This is a genomic window from Rhizobium anhuiense (assembly GCF_003985145.1).
Taxonomy (GTDB): domain Bacteria; phylum Pseudomonadota; class Alphaproteobacteria; order Rhizobiales; family Rhizobiaceae; genus Rhizobium; species Rhizobium anhuiense.
Window position 1 is genome coordinate 1 of the sequence record NZ_ML133527.1, and the last position, 16,453, is coordinate 16,453.

The window sequence follows — 16,453 nt, forward strand, 5'->3', positions numbered from 1 at the left end:
AAGCCAGCCATCGCGGCTGGGGCAAGTCCATCATCATCGGCGTGGCCGGCGCCGGCCAGGAGATCTCCACCCGTCCGTTCCAGCTGGTCACCGGCCGCAACTGGATGGGCACCGCCTTCGGCGGCGCGCGCGGGCGCACCGACGTGCCGAAGATCGTCGACTGGTACATGCAGGGCAAGATCCAGATCGATCCGATGATCACCCACACCATGCCGCTTGATGACATCAACAAGGGCTTCGAGCTGATGCATGCGGGCAAGTCCATCCGCGGCGTGGTCGTGTACTGATGACTGCAGCCAACTACAGGGTCGATCTCAAGAAGCTCGAAGAGCTCCCCGCGCGGGAGCTCTTCGACCTCATGAGAATGCGCGTCGATGTTTTTATCGTCGAGCAGAACTGCCCGTATCCGGAACTCGACGGCAAGGATATCGATGCTCTGCATTTGCGCCTTCTGGAGGACGCTGAGCTCCTGGGCGCGGCGCGAATCCTGAAACCGTATGAGCCGCGGGATCCATCAAAGATCGGCCGCGTCGTCGTCTCGCCTGCCCATCGCGGCAAGCGGCTGGGCGATGCATTGATGCGCGAAGCGATCACCGCCTGTGAGCGGCTTTACCCGGCAAATCCGATCGCCTTGTCGGCGCAGGCCCATCTGCGCCGTTTCTACGAATCCTTCGGCTTTGTCGGGATATCGCAGGAATATCTGGAAGACGGCATTCCCCATATCGATATGATCAGACAGCCGGCCATTCAGCCGGCATGAGGATATAGCCATGATCTATGTCGACGCCGATGCGTGCCCGGTAAAACCGGAAATCCTCAAGGTGGCCGAACGTCACGGCCTCGAAGTGACCTTCGTCGCCAATTCCGGCCTGCGCCCTTCGCGCGATCCGATGATCCACAACGTCATCGTCTCCAATGCCTTCGACGCCGCCGACAACTGGATCGCCGAACGCGCCGGTGCGGGCGATGTCGTCGTCACCGCCGATGTACCGCTAGCCGTGCGCTGTGTCGCGACCGGCGCCTTCGTCAGCGGCCCGACCGGGCGCGTCTTCGACGAAACCAATATCGGTATGGCAAGCGCCATGCGCGATCTCGGCGCGCATTTGCGTGAAACCGGCGAGAGCAAGGGCTATAACGCCGCCTTCAGCCCGAAAGACCGGTCACGCTTCCTCGAAACCTTCGACCGCCTCTGCCGCCGCGCCAAGAGCCTTTCCGCGCAAGCCGGCGGCCAAGGCTGATCGCATCCCCAACCAGCAAAACAAGTCAGCAACAAACGGGTGGCATGGCAGCCATGCCGATTCCTACCTTGAAGTAAGCCGTCTCCTCACGCATATACGCCCCATCGCAGACGACTGCGGCATCCCTCAGGATGCAACCGTCGCGGGGACGGCCTCGCTCTTGAACAAGGAGAGTCGTATGGCTTGGTTTCTGCTTTTTCTCGCCGGCCTTTTCGAATGTGGCTGGGCGATCGGTCTTAAATATACCGAGGGTTTCACGCGGCCGCTGCCGACCACGCTGACCGTCATATCCATGGTGATCAGCATCGTGCTGCTCGGCCTGGCGGTAAAGCACCTGCCGATCGGCACCGCCTACGCGGTCTGGACCGGCATCGGCACGGTTGGCACCGTACTGCTTGGCATCTGGCTGCTTGGCGATGAGGCAAGTGTCTCCCGTCTTGCCTGCACCATGCTGATCGTCGGCGGTATCGCCGGCCTCAAACTCACTGCCTGAGATTGAGGCTGAGGGGCGTCGGCGACGTCCCTCAGCTACGGTTCAGACTGTCTTGCGGTTGTCGACGGCGAGAGCGCCGGGACCGGAGAAGAACAGGTAGAGGAAGACGAAGCAGAACAGGATCGCGGCGTCGCCCTGGTTGACCGCCGGGAAGAAGCTGCTCGGCGCATGCGCCATGAAATAGGCGACCGCCATTTCGCCGGCGAGCAGGAAAGCGACAGGGCGCGTCAGCAGGCCAATGAGAATGAGGATACCGCCGATGAGCTCGAGAAGAGCCGCGAAAAGCATCAGCGGCGGCAGCGAGCCGGACATCTGCGAAGCCGGGAAGCCGAAAAGCTTCATCGTGCCGTGTTCGATGAACAGCAGTGCGGTGATGATTCTGAGAGCGGCCAGCCCGTAGGGGCGATAGGCAGAAAGACGCTCGAAACTTGACATTAAACCTCTCCATTAAAACAATTACAGCCGAGCGTTAGCCCGTCCTCGTCAGCGATTGAACACACGGATCACTGACGGCCGTTCACATTTTCGACAGCGGGTAAACACCCGATCGCGCAGCTTTATTCGGCGGAAACGTTAAAGCGGAATGTTGTCGTGTTTCTTCCACGGATTGGCGAGATCCTTGTTGCGCAGCATCTTCAGGCCGCGCGCCAGCCGCCTGCGGGTCGAATGCGGCATGATCACCTCGTCGACATAACCGCGCTCGGCGGCGACGAAGGGCGAGAGGAACCGATCCTCGTACATTTTCGTATGTGCGGCGATCTTCTCGGGATCGGCGATATCCTTGCGGAAAATGATCTCGACCGCGCCCTTGGCGCCCATCACGGCGATCTGCGCCGTTGGCCAGGCATAGTTCAGGTCGCCGCGCAGATGCTTCGACGCCATCACGTCATAGGCACCCCCGAAGGCTTTGCGGGTGATGACGGTGAGCTTCGGCACCGTTGCCTCGGCGTAAGCGAAGAGCAGCTTGGCGCCGTGCTTGATGAGGCCGCCATATTCCTGCGCCGTGCCCGGCAGGAAGCCCGGCACGTCGACAAACGTGACGATCGGAATATTGAAGCAGTCGCAAAAGCGCACGAAACGGGCCGCCTTGCGCGAGGCGTCGCTGTCGAGAACCCCGGCCAGCACCATCGGCTGGTTGGCTACGAAGCCGACGGTGGAGCCTTCGACGCGGCCGAAACCGCAGACGATGTTGCCGGCAAAACTCGCCTGGATCTCGAAGAAATCGCCCTCGTCCGCCACCTTCCGGATCAGTTCCTTGATATCGTAAGGCTTGTTGGCGCTCGCCGGCACCAGCGTGTCGAGAGAGGCGTCGATTTCTGTCACCGACTGGTAACATTCGATCTCCGGCAGCGGCGCGGTATTCGACAGCGGCAGGAAATCGATCAGCCGGCGCACCTGCAACAGCGTTTCGACATCATTGTCATAGGCGCCGTCGGCAATCGACGAGCGCACCGTATGGACGACGGCGCCGCCGAGTTCTTCGGCCGTCACTGTCTCGTTGGTCACCGTTTTCACCACATCCGGACCGGTGACGAACATGTAGGAGGTATCGCGCACCATGAAGATGAAATCGGTCATCGCAGGCGAATAGACGTCACCGCCGGCGCAAGGCCCCATGATGACGGAGATTTGCGGGATGACGCCGGAGGCCAGTACATTGCGCTGGAACACCTCGGCATAACCGCCGAGGGCCGCGACACCCTCCTGGATACGGGCGCCGCCGGCATCATAGATGCCGACGATCGGCGCGCGGTTCTTCAGCGCCATGTCCTGTACCTTCATGATCTTCTCGGCATGCGCTTCCGACAGCGAACCGCCGAAGACGGTGAAGTCCTTGGCGAAGACGAACACCGTGCGGCCGTTGACCGTCCCCCAGCCGGTGACGACGCCGTCGCCGGCAACACGGCTCTTGTCCATGCCGAAATCGGTGGAGCGATGTTCGACGAACATGTCGAACTCCTCGAAGGAGCCCTCGTCGAGGAAAAGGTCGATGCGCTCGCGCGCCGTCAGTTTGCCACGCTTGTGCTGGGCGTCGATGCGGGCTTTGCCACCGCCGAGACGGGCGATGTCGCGGCGCCGTTCCAGCTCTTCGAGAATTTCCTTCATGCGATCTCCCTCGCCGCTGCGGGCGGCAATCCGGCGGTAGATTTGTCCTAGCGGCTGCGGCCGCTGAGCGAGAAAACCGAGCGTATCCTTGCTGCAACGTCCTCGGCCAGGATCTCGTCGGCAAGCTTGGGATCGGCAGCGATGCTGGTCACGTCGAAGGCGCTGACGGCGATGACCGAGCCGTCCTCGACCGAGGCGGCGTCGATGCTGATCTTGGCGACGTTGCGGTCCTTCTGAAAGCCGAGGCCCTTTTCGACGGACACCACCCGGATCGTCAGCACCACCCGCGGCAGCACCGTGTTGCGCACCGTGGCGTTGATCGCGGCGTTGACGCGGTCGTTGATGCCGGAAAGCAGCTCGGCCGGCATGTTCGGGCCGGAGAGAACGACGGCGCTGCGCACATCATAGACCGGCGTCTCCGGCTTCGTGCCCGAGAGACTGACGCAGGCCGTGAGCGCGATACAGACGAGTGCGGCCCGGCAAAAACACGACCTCAGCCAATTCATTGCAAAATCCCGCACCACCCCGTTGGAGTCGCAGATTTCGCCATAATGCCTGGGAAGGCAATATGTTTCAGGCGCTTAGGGCGAAAAAAACATCCGTCGCCGCCTTGAACTCGGCAAAGCGCTTGGCCCGCCGCTCCTCAGCTTCCTCGTCGCTGCCCCAATGCTCGATCGTCCAGTCCTCGTCGAGATGGGCAAGCGACCAGGCCTCCTCCATCGTCACCCGGCCCTCGGCGAAGGCGAGCGCCAGGATCGCCGAACCTGTGAGCGTGGTGACCGTGTGGAGTGCTGCAAGCGCCATCGCGCTGTCATATCTGGCGAGCGTGACGGCGAAGGCGGCGGTCGCCTCGCGCGGCTGCTCCTGCGGCATCACCCCTTCGACAAGGATGAAGCGAGCGCCGAGATCGTTTGCCGCCCAGTCGATGACGGGGTCCCAGCGCTCCGCCTGCCGTTCGACCAGCAATTCCGGCCCATCGGCGCGATAGCAGAGCAGGTCGCTGGAGGAAAAACGCAGGATATCCTCGAAAATCGCCTGCGCATTGGCGGTAACGCCGTCGAGCGCGGTGTTGACGAGCCGTGTTACCGGCATGCTCACCGGATTGATTTCCTCGCCCTGCGCCTGCCATTCGGCCGCGACAAGCCGCGCCAGCACCTCTGTCGGAACGGCCAGAACCTGCCGCGCCGGCGTGCGCACCATCTTGCCGTCGAGCGTGATCGCAAAACCGCCCTCGTGCTCGGCAACGGAGACGTCGGTATAGAAACGCTTCGGCAGCGGCTTCTTCATCTGGATCTGCGCGCGGCGGATGGGATCGGGATGGCTCAGGCCTTCGGAAAGGTCGTTCAGCAGATCGCGCATGTGCTCACCTCAGGAAAAATGACGCAATATCTCGTTCGGATGGTAGGCGATGGCATCAGCGCCGTTGGCGATCAGCTCATCCACGCTGGCATAGCCCCAGGCAACACCGATCGCCTTGGCGCCGGCAGCCTTTGCCATCTGCATATCGTAAACGGCATCGCCGATGACAATGGTGTCGGCAGCATTCATGCCGGTTTCATCGCAGCATTCCGTCACCATGGCCGGATGCGGCTTGGAGGGGCAATCGTCAGCGGTCCGTGCGACGATGAAATGCTCGTCGAAGCCATGCGTCTCCATCACCAACTTCAGCCCACGCCTGGATTTGCCGGTCACCGCGCCGATCAGCAGGTCCTCGCGGCCGCTGATCGCATCGATCATCTCGCGAATGCCGGGAAACAGCGGCTCCTTGTAATCAAGATCCTGACGCACGATCGAAAACAGCGATTTGTAATGCGCCGTCATGTCGATGTCTTCCTGTTCCACATGCGGCCTGCCCTGCATACGGGCGATCGCAATATCGAGGGACAGGCCGATGATCGCCTTGGTGTCGTCAAATCGCGGTTCCGGTTTGCCGAACTTATCGAAGGTCCGGCGCATGGTTTCGTGGATCAGACCGGCGCTATCGACCAGCGTGCCATCACAATCGAAAAGCGCCAGTTTCATTCGTCGTCCCTTTCGGCACTGGAGAGATCGAAGCCGAGAAGGTTCCAGGTCTGGACCATGTGCGGCGGCAGCGGCGCGCTGACGCGCAGCCGCCCGCCGGACGGGTGCGGAATGTCGATGTGACGCGCGTGCAGATGCAGCTTCTTCTGGACGCCGCCCGGAAAATCCCAATTCGGATCGTCGTCGAAATATTTCGGATCGCCGATGATCGGGTGGCCGATATGCAGGGCATGGACGCGCAGCTGATGGGTCCGGCCGGTATAGGGCTCCATCTCCAGCCAGGCGAGGTTCTGGGCGGCGGTTTCGAGCACACGGTAGAAGGAGACGGCATGGTCCGCCCCGTCTTCGCCGTGTTTGGCGATCCGCATGCGGTCGCCGTCGGCAGTCGGCTCCTTGACCAGCCAGGTCGAGATCTTGTCCTCATGCTTACGCGGCACGCCCTTGACCAGCGACCAATAGGTCTTCTTGGTGTCGCGCTCGCGGAAGGCCGCCGTCAGCTTCTGCGCGGCGCCACGCGTACGGGCGATCACGAGAACCCCTGACGTGTCGCGGTCGAGGCGATGAACGAGCCGCGGCTTCTCGCCTTTCGGGCTGGTCCAGGCTTCGAGCATCTGGTCGATGTGCCTGGCGACGCCGGAGCCGCCCTGCACCGCAAGACCGGAGGGCTTGTTGAGCACGATCACCTTGTCGTCCTCATGCAGCACCATGCGCGACAGCAGTTCGAAATCGGTCGAATGCTTGAGATCCTTGCCGGCGATCGGTCCGGATTTCAGCTTGGCATCGACATCGAGCGGCGGCACGCGCACCGTCTGGCCGGGCTGCACGCGTGCATCCGATTTGACACGTCCACCGTCGACGCGCACCTGGCCGGAGCGCAGCAGTTTCTGCAGCGGGCCGAAACCGAGCCCCGGAAAGTGCACCTTGAACCAGCGATCGAGCCGCATGCCGGCTTCGTCGGGTTCAACCTTGATATGTTCTATGCCAGCCATGAAAAATCTTTCGGAAATTGCTGCGCGGGCCGAGCCGGCGTTCTTGCCGCTGCCTTTAGAGCATTTTCACGCAAAACGGAAACCGGAAAAGAAATCAGGCCAAAGCGCGCATGACGGCAAGGCCCGCGATGACAGCCGCCATCGAAAGCCCGACGCTCGCAACGATGTAGACGCCGCCGGCAACAGCCTCACCACGCTCGAACAATGAGATGGCATCGAGCGAGAAAGCCGAGAAGGTGGTGAAGCCGCCAAGGAAGCCGGTGATCAGCAGCAGGCGCAGTTCCACCGAGGCGTTGAACTTCCGCGCGATCAGCTCGGCGAAGACGCCGATGACGAAGCAGCCGACGACATTGACGGCGAGCGTGCCCCAGGGAAAGCCTGGCCCCATGAGCCTCAGCGCCCACTGGCCGACATAATATCTGAGGAGGGAACCGATGGCGCCGCCGACGGCGACGAGAAGAGCCTGGATCATGAGCCGGATTTACCGCGTTGCGAAAGTGATTCTAACCGAACCCCTATGAATTCTTACCATTTTGTAAAATGCCAATGATTTTCTTATGATGGCGCCAAGATCATGCCGATACGGTGATGGCATGACCCAGTTGCTGTCGATATCGGCCAACACCGCCGCCGTTGCCTTCGAATCGCTGCGCATCCCGCAGCGTGTCGCGACGAGCACGGCGGCGCGCGACGCACGACGCCTTGCCGACCGGCAAGTGAAGGCTGAGAGCACCGACGAGATCGACGAGCCCTCCAGCATCATCCAGTCGACGGAGGTGGCGCTCGACCTGATGGCCAAAGGCAATCGCCAACCGCAGGCGGGCCTGAAACAGGCGCTGCGATCCTACGAAGATTTCTGAGGCATCCGCCTTCCCCGAACGAAAAGCCCGCGGCTGCAATCGCAACCGCGGGCTTGTCTGTCCTAACTGCCGCTGCTCTTATTTGCCCTGGGCCGACAATACCTGCAGCACCAGATCGACCTTACCGGCCTTTTCGAAGGTCAGCGTCACCGGCACCGTGTCGCCCTGCTTGAACGGCGTCTTCACCTTCTGGAACATCAGATGCAGGTTGCCGGGCTCGAGCTTGACCGTCTCGCCGGCAGCGATGGCGATGCCGTCCTTCAGCTGGCGCATCCGCATGACATTGTCCTTGGTCTCCATCTCGTGGATCTGAACCTCGCCTGATGCAGGCGAGCTCACCGACACCAGCCGATCATCCGTCTGGCCGTTGTTCTTCACCGTGAAGAAACCGCCGCCGACCGGCTGGCCGGGCAGCATCGCCTTGGCGAAGCCGCCGGAGATTTCGAGATCGCCGGCCTTGACCGTTTCGCCGGCGGGCGCCGCAGCACCCAAGCCCGCCATACCGGACATGTCCATGCTGGTTTTACCGGTCATGTCCATGCCGGTTTTACCGGTCATGTCCATGCCGGCCATGTCGTCATGATCGTGGCCGTGACCTTCGCCGGCGACGACCTTCAGGAGCGGCGCCGGGCTTTTCAGCCCATGCGCGTCGTCGCCCTCCTTCGCCACCTGATCCCAGGCCGCGACGGTATCGCCACACATCTGCGTCACCGGAAAGGCGAGCGAGGTGCCGACGCCCGAAACCTTACCCTGGATCACGAAGGTGTCATAGAAATCGTCGGAGAGATTGCCGTTCTTCCAGCGGATCTCGATCGCGCCTGATTTCACCTTGTCGCCGTGATTGTCGTAGGTCTTCTGGTAATCGCCCTTGATCACCTCGAGCTCCCAGCCGGCCTTCGGCTGCGGCTTGGCGAAGACGAAACCTTCCGGCAGCTTGACCCGCACTTCCGTGGTCGCCTTGCCGTCGCAGCCGTGCGGCAGCTGCAATGTGGCGAGAATGGTGCTGTCCTGCTTTGCCTGCTTGTCGAGGAAGGTCACATGCGCCTCGGCGCCGGCAAAAGCGGTGGCGGAAAGAATGGCGGCAAGCCCGAATGTCTTGCCAATTTTTTCGAAAGTTTTCATCGGATATCTCCTCGCCGGCCGCGGACTTCTCTCAAGTGGACCGGCATTACTGATCATGGTTGCGATAACAGATCAGGCGAGGATGGGGGGCGCGCGGGAATTCGCCCGGCTGACGGCGCCTGCGCCGACAACGACAGAGATTTCGACCGGCGCGTTGATCAGCGAGCCGAGCTTGCGCTCGAGCCAGGAGCCCGCATCCGGCGTCGGCAGGATGACCGAGGCCGACAGCCGGCAAGCTTCACAATTCGGTTTGAAGGTAAGGGTCTTGCCGTCGGCGTCCTTTATGGTGACGCAGAGCGAGGCGAAGGTGCCGTCGGGCAGCACATAGGCCGCGGCATCGTAGCCCTCGGCGGCGGCAGCCTGCGGCGCCTGATGGGCAAGGCCGAGCAAAACCAAGCTCAATGCGCAAAGCATGCGCAGGAAGAGCGTCGCTTTCAGTCCGGTCTGCCGCATGAGATCCCCTTCAACAGCATGTCGCGATAGCCGGTTTCCCCGCCGAATGCAAAAGCAGATTTGCCGCAGATTAGGGCTTGGCTGGAATAAGACGACAAAAATTTGCCCGGTCACGACATTTGCCCCTTGCCAAGCGCTGCACCCGCCGGATAATTGCGCCAACCTTGTTGGGAGAATCCGGTGCTTTCGCCACCGGTGCCGAAGGAGCAACCGCCCCGGAAACTCTCAGGCAAAAGGACCAGCAAGGGGCAGACGGAACTCTGGAGAGAAGCGTTCTCGAAACGCTCGCCGAAGGGATAACAATCTCAGGCACTCAGGACAGAGGGGGCTCAGGAGAGAAGTGCGCAACCGCGCCTTCAGATTTGAGCCCGCGCCTTCCTGAGAAGGCGCAAACCCCGGAGGCGTCTTTTGGACGATACTGCTGCCCTGAAGAAAACCCCGCTGCATGCCCTGCATCTTTCGCTCGGCGCCCGCATGGTGCCGTTCGCTGGCTATGACATGCCGGTGCAATATCCTGCAGGTGTCATGAAGGAACATCTTCATACCCGCACCGAAGCCGGCCTCTTCGACGTCTCCCATATGGGCCAGGTGATCGTGAAGGCGAAATCGGGCAGCTACGAAGATGCCGCGCTGGCGCTCGAAAGCCTGGTGCCGGTTGACATACTGGGCCTTGCCGAGGGCCGTCAGCGCTATGGCTTCTTCACCGACGACACCGGCTGCATTCTCGACGACCTGATGATCACCCATCTCGACGATCATCTTTTCGTCGTCGTCAACGCGTCGTGCAAGGAAGCCGACCTCGCCCATCTGCAGACCCATATCGGCGACCAATGCGATATCACCCTTCTCAATCGTGCTCTGATCGCGCTGCAGGGACCGCGTGCCGTCGAGGTTCTCGCCGAGCTCTGGGCCGACGTCGCGGCGATGAAATTCATGGATGTGCGCCACTGCCGCCTGCACGACGTTTCCTGTCTTGTCTCGCGCTCCGGCTATAGCGGCGAGGACGGCTTTGAAATCTCGATTCCATCAGACAAGGCCGAGGATGTCACCATGCGGTTGCTCGAACATCCCGACGTCCAGGCAATCGGGCTTGGTGCCCGCGATTCGCTGCGGCTGGAAGCCGGCCTCTGCCTCTACGGCAATGATATCGACACGACCACCTCACCGGTCGAGGCGGCGCTGGAATGGGCCATGCAGAAGGCAAGGCGCGGCGGTGGTGCACGCGCCGGCGGCTTCCCCGGCTCCGGCCGCATCCTTTCCGAACTCGAAAACGGCGCCGCGCGCCGCCGCGTCGGCCTGAAGCCGGAAGGCAAGGCCCCGGTACGCGGCCATGCCAAGCTCTATGCCGATGCCGAGGGCAAGGTCGAAATCGGCGAAGTCACCTCGGGCGGCTTCGGTCCCAGCGTCGAAGGCCCCGTCGCCATGGGTTACGTGCCAATCTCTTATGCTGCGGCGGGCACACTCGTCTACGCCGAGGTGCGCGGCAAATATCTGCCGATCACCGTCAGCGCCCTGCCCTTCGTCACACCGACCTACAAACGCTAACCTTTTCCAGAGAGGACGAACAATGCTGAAATTTACCGAAGAACACGAATGGCTGAAGATCGAAGGCGGCGTTGCGACGGTCGGCATCACCAACTATGCCGTCGATCAGCTCGGCGACCTGGTTTTCGTCGAACTGCCGGAAGTCGGCGCGACCTTCTCCAAGAACGGCAATGCCGCGACCGTTGAATCCGTCAAGGCTGCTTCCGACGTCTATTGTCCGCTTGATGGCGAGATCACCGAGGTCAATCCGGCCATCGTTGCCGATCCGTCGCTGGTCAATTCCGATCCTCAGGGAGCCGGCTGGTTCTTCAAGCTGAAGCTTGCAAATCCTGCGGACGCCGATGGCCTGCTCGATGAGGCGGCCTACAAGGAGCTCACTGCGTAATGACGACGCCGACGGAATTCCAGTTTACCGACTATCAGCCCTACGATTTCGCCAATCGCCGCCATATCGGCCCCTCGCCGGCTGAGATGACCGACATGCTGAAGGTGATCGGCTATAACAGCCTCGACGGCCTGATCGACGCGACACTGCCGCCCTCGATCCGCCAGAAGGCGCCGCTCGTCTGGGGCGCGCCGATGACCGAGCGTGAGGCGCTCGACAAGTTGCGCGAGACCGCCAACAAGAACAAGGTGCTGGTCTCGCTGATCGGCCAGGGTTACTACGGCACCATCACGCCGCCTGTCATCCAGCGCAACATCCTGGAGAACCCGGCCTGGTATACGGCCTATACGCCTTACCAGCCGGAGATCAGCCAGGGCCGCCTGGAAGCGCTGCTCAACTACCAGACGATGATCTGCGACTTGACCGGCCTCGACGTCGCCAACGCCTCGCTGCTCGACGAGGCGACCGCCGCCGCCGAAGGCATGGCCATCGCCGAGCGCGTCGCCAAGTCGAAGGCAAAAGCCTTCTTCGTCGATGCAGACTGTCATCCGCAGACCATCGCCCTCATCCGCACCCGCGCCGAGCCACTCGGCTGGAGCGTCATCGTCGGCAATCCCTTCACCGATCTCGACCCCGTCGATGTCTTCGGGGCGATCTTCCAGTATCCGGGCACGCATGGTCACGTGCATGATTTTACCGGCCTGATCGCGCGCCTGCACCAGACCGGCGCCATCGCTATCGTCGCCGCCGATATCCTGGCGCTGACGCTGCTGAAATCGCCCGGCGAAATGGGCGCCGATATCGCAATCGGTTCCTCGCAGCGCTTCGGCGTCCCGGTCGGCTATGGCGGCCCGCATGCAGCCTATATGTCGGTCAAGGATGCCATCAAGCGCTCCATGCCCGGCCGTCTCGTCGGCGTTTCCGTCGATGCCCGTGGCAACCGTGCCTATCGCCTGTCGCTGCAGACCCGCGAGCAGCATATCCGCCGCGAGAAGGCGACGTCGAATATCTGCACCGCCCAGGTGCTGCTCGCCGTCATGGCCTCGATGTATGCCGTCTTCCACGGTCCGAAGGGCATCAAGGCGATCGCCCAGCAGGTGCACCAGAAAGCCGTGCTGATGGCCAAGGGCCTGGAAAAGCTCGGCTATAAGGTGGAACCCGACACCTTCTTCGACACGATCACCGTCGATGTCGGCCACATGCAGGGCCTGATCCTGCGCGCCGCCGTTGCCGAAGGCGTCAATCTGCGCAAGGTCGGCGAAACCCGGATCGGCATGAGCCTCGACGAGCGCACCCGCCCTGCGACGCTGGAAGCCGTGTGGCGCGCCTTCGGCGGCAATTTCACCATTGCCGATTTCGAGCCTTCCTATCGCCTGCCGAAGGGCCTGCTTCGGACCAGCGACTACCTCACCCATCCGATCTTCCACATGAACCGCGCCGAAAGCGAGATGACGCGTTACATCCGCCGGCTCTCAGACCGGGATCTGGCGCTCGACCGCTCGATGATCCCGCTCGGCTCCTGCACGATGAAGCTCAATGCGACGGCGGAAATGCTGCCGATCACCTGGCCGGAATTTTCCGACATCCATCCCTTCGTGCCATCAGACCAGGCGCTCGGCTACCGCGAGATGATCGACGACCTGATCGAAAAGCTCTGCGCCGTTACCGGCTACGACGCCTTCTCGATGCAGCCGAATTCCGGCGCGCAGGGCGAATATGCCGGCCTGCTGACGATCCGCAACTATCATATCGCCAACGGCGACGGCCATCGTGACGTCTGCCTGATCCCGACCTCGGCGCATGGCACCAACCCGGCCTCGGCCCAGATGGTCGGCATGAAGGTGGTCGTCGTCAAGGTCCGCGAGAATGGCGATATCGATCTCGACGATTTCCGCGCTAAGGCTGAGCAGCATGCGGCAAATCTCTCCTGCTGCATGATCACCTATCCCTCGACTCACGGCGTCTTCGAGGAAACGGTGAAGGAAATCTGTGATCTGGTGCATGAGCATGGCGGCCAGGTCTATCTCGACGGCGCCAACATGAACGCCATGGTCGGCCTGTCCCGCCCCGGTGACATCGGCTCCGACGTCAGCCATCTGAACCTGCACAAGACTTTCTGCATTCCGCATGGCGGCGGCGGCCCCGGCATGGGCCCGATTGGCGTCAAGGCGCATCTGGCGCCTCACCTGCCGGGCCATCCCGAAACCGACGGCCGTTCGGGTGCGGTCTCGGCCGCCGCCTTCGGCTCCGCCTCGATCCTGCCGATCTCCTGGAGCTATTGCCTGATGATGGGCGGCGAAGGCCTGACGCAGGCGACCAAGGTGGCGATCCTCAACGCCAACTATATCGCCACCCGGCTGAAGGGCGCCTATGACGTGCTCTACAAGTCGAAGACTGGCCGGGTCGCGCATGAATGCATCATCGACACCCGCCCGCTGGTCGACAGCTCGGGCGTCACCGTCGACGACGTCGCCAAGCGTCTGATCGACTGCGGCTTCCATGCGCCGACCATGAGCTGGCCGGTCGCCGGCACGCTGATGATCGAGCCGACGGAAAGCGAGACCAAAGCCGAGCTCGACCGTTTCTGCGAGGCGATGCTGGCGATCCGCGAGGAAGCCCGCGCCATCGAGGATGGCCGCATGGACAAGACCAACAACCCGCTGAAGAACGCCCCGCACACGGTCGAAGACCTCGTCGGCGAATGGGACCGTCCCTACAGCCGGGAACAGGCCTGCTTCCCGCCCGGCGCCTTCCGCGTCGACAAATATTGGTCCCCAGTCAACCGCGTCGACAACGTCTATGGCGACCGCAACCTGATCTGCACCTGCCCGCCGGTGGAAAGCTACGCAGAGGCAGCCGAATAACGCTCACACCTGACGCCGTAGCGAAAGCCGAGCAATCCAAGCCCCTTCCATCATGGGAGGGGCTTTCCTCATTCTGATAGAAATGTGCGAAGGAAGGTCATTCCATGCCCCAGGATCAAAGCGAAGCAAGAATGCAGGCGCCATGGTCGAAACCTGTGCTCGTCGCCCTCGAAGAGTCCGGCAAATACACGAGCATCGATACCACCCAGGCCGCCTCCTGGGCGATGATCGAGGATTGGCCGACCGAGGACGGTGCCGCACTCGACCAGGCGCTGCTGATCTGCGCCGACGTCATCAAGGGCAAGCGCACCGGCGAGGACGCACGCAAAGCATTCATCGCCGCCGCGGTCGAAGCTGGCCTCGATATCAAGACCTGAACGGCGGAGACACGACGCCCCGCGTAGGTTCAACGTAAGAGAAGCGGACCGGTTTGCAGCCGATCCAGCTTCAATACCTCGGCAGGGGCACCCGTTCCCGGTTCCCCTGCTCTCCGTCAGTACCAAAATGTGCGGTTTGCCGCTTAGAAGCGCTCGCCGACCATGTCCTCGCTCTTGGCCCACAATGCCTTGGCCGTCGCGGGATCGAGCGCGTAGCTGCGCACGCCTTCGGAAATCGGGCTGATTTCCGCATCCGTTACTTCGGAGACGTGGCAATTTTCGCAATATCTGCCGCCGACCGCGTCTGCCGGAGCGACGAAACCTGCCCAGACTGAGGTCGCGGCACCTTGCGGGATCGTCTTCCGCTGGAAGGGCGGTTTGCCCTCGGCGGCAAGTGCTGCGTTGATCTCAGCCATCATGCCTTCGATCGCGCCGGCGCCGACATGACGGTCGAGCTCGGTCTGAATGCCGCCGGGATGCAGTGCCGTCGCACGGATACCACGCTTCTCGAGGCGCCGGTCGAGCTCCACCGCGAACAGGATATTTGCGGTTTTCGACTGGGCATAGGCCGCCCAGGGCTCATAGGTCTTGCTCTCGAAATTGAGGTCGTCGAGGCTGAAAGGAGCCATGCGATGGGCCGAGGACGCGACGATCACCACACGGCCGCCCGATTTGACGAGCGATGCGATGCGATTGACCAGCACAAAATGACCGAGATGATTGGTGCCGAACTGCGTTTCGAAACCATCGGCGGTGCGGCCGAAGGGAGCAGCCATCACGCCGGCATTGGCAATGACGACGTCGAAGGGGCGGCCATCCGCGATGAGCGCATCGGCGCAGGCCCGCACGCTTGCCAGAGAAGCAAGATCGAGCTCGACGATGTCAAGACTGCCGCCATTGGCTTCACCGGCGCGCACGACTTCCGTTGCCGCCCTTGCCTTTGCAAGGTCACGGGCCGTACCCACCACCTGCGCTCCATGGGCTGCCAGGACACGTGCGGTTTCCACGCCGAGACCGGCCGAAACACCCGTCACCAGAACACGCTTGCCCTTGAGATCGACGCCGGCGAGCACCTCATCGGTGGTCGATGTCGCGCCAAAAAGTCCACTCATGATTATCTCCTTGATCATGGCGCACCGCTCCGGGCTGGAGGACCATTGTCCGCCGGCCTCAAATGAAATAAAAGGAGGATGCCTCCAGATAAATATGGAGGGCGCCTCCGTTTATCAAGGGGACTTCTTGGAAATGGCTGAAAAAAGTGACGGACCCACCGTCCGAAAGCCGCGTGCGGATGCCGAACGCAACCGCCTTCTGCTGATGGAAACGGCAAAGACCGTCTTTGCCGACAAGGGTTCCAGCGCCAGCCTGGAAGAAATTGCCCGCATCGCCGGCGTCGGCATCGGCACACTTTATCGCCATTTCCCGACGCGCGATGCATTGGTTGCCGCCATCTACCGCAACGAGACGACGCAGCTTGCCGCCGCCGCCAAAAGCCTTGCCGAGACACATCCGCCTGTCGAAGCGCTTCGTCTGTGGCTGGTGCAGTTCGTCGATTATGTCGTAACGAAACACGGCATGTCGGAGGTGCTGGATTCTTTGGTCGGCGGCACCTCCGAGCTCTATGCCGATTCGGCCGACTTGATCATAGGCGCCGTCAATCTGCTGGTGGATCGCGCAGTCGCCACCGGCGAAATCCGCCTGGCGATGGACCCGCTCGATATCCTGCGCGCGCTGGCGGGCGGCGCAAGCATCAGCTGCGGCCCCGCCTGGCGGGAGGCGGCAAGACAACTCATCGATATTCTGATTGCGGGGATGAGAGCCAGTCGCTGAGAGGGAGCCAAGTCGCAGTGGCTAAAGGCCCCTCCCATAGGTTGGGAGCGGCTGGATGCTTCTGATGCACAAGGATCAAATTTAACCTTTCTTAGCAAGTCTCTGTTAGCAATTCATAAAGGCGGCTTCCATCAACATGGATCATCGTCGATCCCTTGTTTTGCGTGCA

The 16,453-nt window shown here is 62.0% G+C and carries 19 protein-coding genes, 1 pseudogene and 1 riboswitch; of the genes and pseudogenes, 10 read left to right on the top strand and 10 right to left on the bottom strand.

Features of this window, described 5'->3' with window-relative positions; genetic code table 11:
• The 4 genes and pseudogenes from EEQ99_RS18400 to EEQ99_RS18415 all read left to right on the top strand — a co-directional run.
• Nucleotides 1–287: pseudogene (locus EEQ99_RS18400) on the top strand (S-(hydroxymethyl)glutathione dehydrogenase); the annotation flags it as partial.
• On the top strand, nucleotides 287–760 hold the full coding sequence (locus tag EEQ99_RS18405) for a GNAT family N-acetyltransferase (RefSeq protein ID WP_127430887.1): 474 nt from the start codon (nucleotides 287–289) through the stop codon (nucleotides 758–760). The pseudogene EEQ99_RS18400 and the gene EEQ99_RS18405, both read left to right, overlap by 1 nt.
• Before the next feature lie 10 nt (nucleotides 761–770).
• Nucleotides 771–1,238 carry a YaiI/YqxD family protein gene (locus tag EEQ99_RS18410; protein ID WP_047609910.1) on the top strand — a complete coding sequence of 156 codons (468 nt, stop codon included), beginning with the start codon at nucleotides 771–773 and terminating at the stop codon, nucleotides 1,236–1,238.
• Nucleotides 1,239–1,416: 178 nt separating this feature from the next.
• On the top strand, nucleotides 1,417–1,731 hold the full coding sequence (locus EEQ99_RS18415) for a DMT family transporter (RefSeq protein ID WP_127430888.1): 315 nt from the start codon (nucleotides 1,417–1,419) through the stop codon (nucleotides 1,729–1,731).
• Between the two features lie 42 nt (nucleotides 1,732–1,773).
• On the opposite strand, the gene EEQ99_RS18420 is transcribed toward EEQ99_RS18415, so the two are convergent.
• The 7 genes from EEQ99_RS18420 to crcB form a co-directional block, all read right to left on the bottom strand.
• Nucleotides 1,774–2,166 (bottom strand): DoxX family protein, encoded by a 393-nt coding sequence (locus EEQ99_RS18420; protein ID WP_047609914.1) that lies wholly within the window; start codon nucleotides 2,164–2,166, stop codon nucleotides 1,774–1,776.
• A gap of 138 nt (nucleotides 2,167–2,304) precedes the next feature.
• Complete coding sequence (locus EEQ99_RS18425) at nucleotides 2,305–3,837, bottom strand: acyl-CoA carboxylase subunit beta (RefSeq protein WP_047609916.1); 1,533 nt, start codon at nucleotides 3,835–3,837, stop codon at nucleotides 2,305–2,307.
• Between the two features lie 47 nt (nucleotides 3,838–3,884).
• The gene (locus EEQ99_RS18430; protein WP_047613903.1) at nucleotides 3,885–4,343 is read right to left on the bottom strand and encodes a calponin homology domain-containing protein; all 459 of its coding nucleotides are present in this window, start codon (nucleotides 4,341–4,343) and stop codon (nucleotides 3,885–3,887) included.
• Between the two features lie 67 nt (nucleotides 4,344–4,410).
• Nucleotides 4,411–5,196, bottom strand: coding sequence for an ATP12 family chaperone protein (locus EEQ99_RS18435; protein WP_047609920.1), 786 nt, complete (start codon nucleotides 5,194–5,196; stop codon nucleotides 4,411–4,413).
• Nucleotides 5,197–5,205: 9 nt separating this feature from the next.
• Nucleotides 5,206–5,859: an HAD-IA family hydrolase gene (locus EEQ99_RS18440; protein ID WP_097543629.1), complete on the bottom strand. Its 654-nt coding sequence runs from the start codon at nucleotides 5,857–5,859 to the stop codon at nucleotides 5,206–5,208.
• Nucleotides 5,856–6,848, bottom strand: a complete 993-nt coding sequence (locus tag EEQ99_RS18445; protein WP_127430889.1) for an RluA family pseudouridine synthase — start codon at nucleotides 6,846–6,848, stop codon at nucleotides 5,856–5,858. The genes EEQ99_RS18440 and EEQ99_RS18445 overlap by 4 nt, the downstream gene beginning before the upstream one ends.
• 94 nt (nucleotides 6,849–6,942) lie before the next feature.
• Nucleotides 6,943–7,320, bottom strand: a complete 378-nt coding sequence (gene crcB / locus EEQ99_RS18450) for a fluoride efflux transporter CrcB (RefSeq protein WP_127430890.1) — start codon at nucleotides 7,318–7,320, stop codon at nucleotides 6,943–6,945.
• A gap of 121 nt (nucleotides 7,321–7,441) precedes the next feature.
• On the opposite strand from crcB, the gene EEQ99_RS18455 reads away from it, so the two are divergent.
• Nucleotides 7,442–7,708 carry a hypothetical protein gene (locus tag EEQ99_RS18455; protein ID WP_127430891.1) on the top strand — a complete coding sequence of 89 codons (267 nt, stop codon included), beginning with the start codon at nucleotides 7,442–7,444 and terminating at the stop codon, nucleotides 7,706–7,708.
• 78 nt (nucleotides 7,709–7,786) lie between these two features.
• On the opposite strand, the gene EEQ99_RS18460 is transcribed toward EEQ99_RS18455, so the two are convergent.
• Nucleotides 7,787–8,830: a copper chaperone PCu(A)C domain-containing protein gene (locus EEQ99_RS18460; RefSeq protein ID WP_127430892.1), complete on the bottom strand. Its 1,044-nt coding sequence runs from the start codon at nucleotides 8,828–8,830 to the stop codon at nucleotides 7,787–7,789.
• A gap of 72 nt (nucleotides 8,831–8,902) precedes the next feature.
• Entirely contained in the window at nucleotides 8,903–9,283 is a 381-nt protein-coding gene (locus tag EEQ99_RS18465) for a hypothetical protein (protein ID WP_063475246.1), read from the bottom strand.
• A 158-nt stretch (nucleotides 9,284–9,441) separates the two neighbouring features.
• A riboswitch (glycine riboswitch) is annotated at nucleotides 9,442–9,534 on the top strand.
• Between the two features lie 157 nt (nucleotides 9,535–9,691).
• On the opposite strand from EEQ99_RS18465, the gene gcvT reads away from it, so the two are divergent.
• From gcvT to EEQ99_RS18485, 4 genes are all read left to right on the top strand, one after another.
• Nucleotides 9,692–10,828 carry a glycine cleavage system aminomethyltransferase GcvT gene (gene gcvT / locus EEQ99_RS18470; protein ID WP_097622396.1) on the top strand — a complete coding sequence of 379 codons (1,137 nt, stop codon included), beginning with the start codon at nucleotides 9,692–9,694 and terminating at the stop codon, nucleotides 10,826–10,828.
• 22 nt (nucleotides 10,829–10,850) lie between these two features.
• Nucleotides 10,851–11,213 carry a glycine cleavage system protein GcvH gene (gcvH, locus tag EEQ99_RS18475; RefSeq protein WP_047609939.1) on the top strand — a complete coding sequence of 121 codons (363 nt, stop codon included), beginning with the start codon at nucleotides 10,851–10,853 and terminating at the stop codon, nucleotides 11,211–11,213.
• Nucleotides 11,213–14,077 (top strand): aminomethyl-transferring glycine dehydrogenase, encoded by a 2,865-nt coding sequence (gcvP, locus tag EEQ99_RS18480; RefSeq protein ID WP_127430893.1) that lies wholly within the window; start codon nucleotides 11,213–11,215, stop codon nucleotides 14,075–14,077. Before gcvH ends, gcvP begins: the two co-directional genes overlap by 1 nt.
• Nucleotides 14,078–14,208: 131 nt before the next feature.
• Nucleotides 14,209–14,454, top strand: coding sequence for a DUF982 domain-containing protein (locus tag EEQ99_RS18485; protein ID WP_047609943.1), 246 nt, complete (start codon nucleotides 14,209–14,211; stop codon nucleotides 14,452–14,454).
• Between the two features lie 143 nt (nucleotides 14,455–14,597).
• Here EEQ99_RS18485 and EEQ99_RS18490 read toward each other — a convergent pair whose 3' ends face one another.
• Nucleotides 14,598–15,566 (bottom strand): SDR family NAD(P)-dependent oxidoreductase, encoded by a 969-nt coding sequence (locus EEQ99_RS18490; RefSeq protein ID WP_047611574.1) that lies wholly within the window; start codon nucleotides 15,564–15,566, stop codon nucleotides 14,598–14,600.
• Nucleotides 15,567–15,660: 94 nt separating this feature from the next.
• Between EEQ99_RS18490 and EEQ99_RS18495 the strand changes: the two genes are divergently transcribed.
• Nucleotides 15,661–16,284 carry a TetR/AcrR family transcriptional regulator gene (locus tag EEQ99_RS18495; protein ID WP_047609945.1) on the top strand — a complete coding sequence of 208 codons (624 nt, stop codon included), beginning with the start codon at nucleotides 15,661–15,663 and terminating at the stop codon, nucleotides 16,282–16,284.
• The last annotated feature ends 169 nt before the right edge of the window (nucleotides 16,285–16,453 follow it).

What these genes read in the sequence shown, in the direction of transcription:
- EEQ99_RS18405 (WP_127430887.1), top strand. Translation starts at nt 287, where the DNA reads ATGACTGCAGCCAACTACAGGGTCGATCTCAAGAAGCTCGAAGAGCTC.
- EEQ99_RS18410 (WP_047609910.1), top strand. Translation starts at nt 771, where the DNA reads ATGATCTATGTCGACGCCGATGCGTGCCCGGTAAAACCGGAAATCCTC.
- EEQ99_RS18415 (WP_127430888.1), top strand. Translation starts at nt 1,417, where the DNA reads ATGGCTTGGTTTCTGCTTTTTCTCGCCGGCCTTTTCGAATGTGGCTGG.
- EEQ99_RS18420 (WP_047609914.1), bottom strand. Translation starts at nt 2,166, where the DNA reads ATGTCAAGTTTCGAGCGTCTTTCTGCCTATCGCCCCTACGGGCTGGCC.
- EEQ99_RS18425 (WP_047609916.1), bottom strand. Translation starts at nt 3,837, where the DNA reads ATGAAGGAAATTCTCGAAGAGCTGGAACGGCGCCGCGACATCGCCCGT.
- EEQ99_RS18430 (WP_047613903.1), bottom strand. Translation starts at nt 4,343, where the DNA reads ATGAATTGGCTGAGGTCGTGTTTTTGCCGGGCCGCACTCGTCTGTATC.
- EEQ99_RS18435 (WP_047609920.1), bottom strand. Translation starts at nt 5,196, where the DNA reads ATGCGCGATCTGCTGAACGACCTTTCCGAAGGCCTGAGCCATCCCGAT.
- EEQ99_RS18440 (WP_097543629.1), bottom strand. Translation starts at nt 5,859, where the DNA reads ATGAAACTGGCGCTTTTCGATTGTGATGGCACGCTGGTCGATAGCGCC.
- EEQ99_RS18445 (WP_127430889.1), bottom strand. Translation starts at nt 6,848, where the DNA reads ATGGCTGGCATAGAACATATCAAGGTTGAACCCGACGAAGCCGGCATG.
- crcB (WP_127430890.1), bottom strand. Translation starts at nt 7,320, where the DNA reads ATGATCCAGGCTCTTCTCGTCGCCGTCGGCGGCGCCATCGGTTCCCTC.
- EEQ99_RS18455 (WP_127430891.1), top strand. Translation starts at nt 7,442, where the DNA reads ATGACCCAGTTGCTGTCGATATCGGCCAACACCGCCGCCGTTGCCTTC.
- EEQ99_RS18460 (WP_127430892.1), bottom strand. Translation starts at nt 8,830, where the DNA reads ATGAAAACTTTCGAAAAAATTGGCAAGACATTCGGGCTTGCCGCCATT.
- EEQ99_RS18465 (WP_063475246.1), bottom strand. Translation starts at nt 9,283, where the DNA reads ATGCGGCAGACCGGACTGAAAGCGACGCTCTTCCTGCGCATGCTTTGC.
- gcvH (WP_047609939.1), top strand. Translation starts at nt 10,851, where the DNA reads ATGCTGAAATTTACCGAAGAACACGAATGGCTGAAGATCGAAGGCGGC.
- gcvP (WP_127430893.1), top strand. Translation starts at nt 11,213, where the DNA reads ATGACGACGCCGACGGAATTCCAGTTTACCGACTATCAGCCCTACGAT.
- EEQ99_RS18485 (WP_047609943.1), top strand. Translation starts at nt 14,209, where the DNA reads ATGCAGGCGCCATGGTCGAAACCTGTGCTCGTCGCCCTCGAAGAGTCC.
- EEQ99_RS18490 (WP_047611574.1), bottom strand. Translation starts at nt 15,566, where the DNA reads ATGAGTGGACTTTTTGGCGCGACATCGACCACCGATGAGGTGCTCGCC.
- EEQ99_RS18495 (WP_047609945.1), top strand. Translation starts at nt 15,661, where the DNA reads ATGGAGGGCGCCTCCGTTTATCAAGGGGACTTCTTGGAAATGGCTGAA.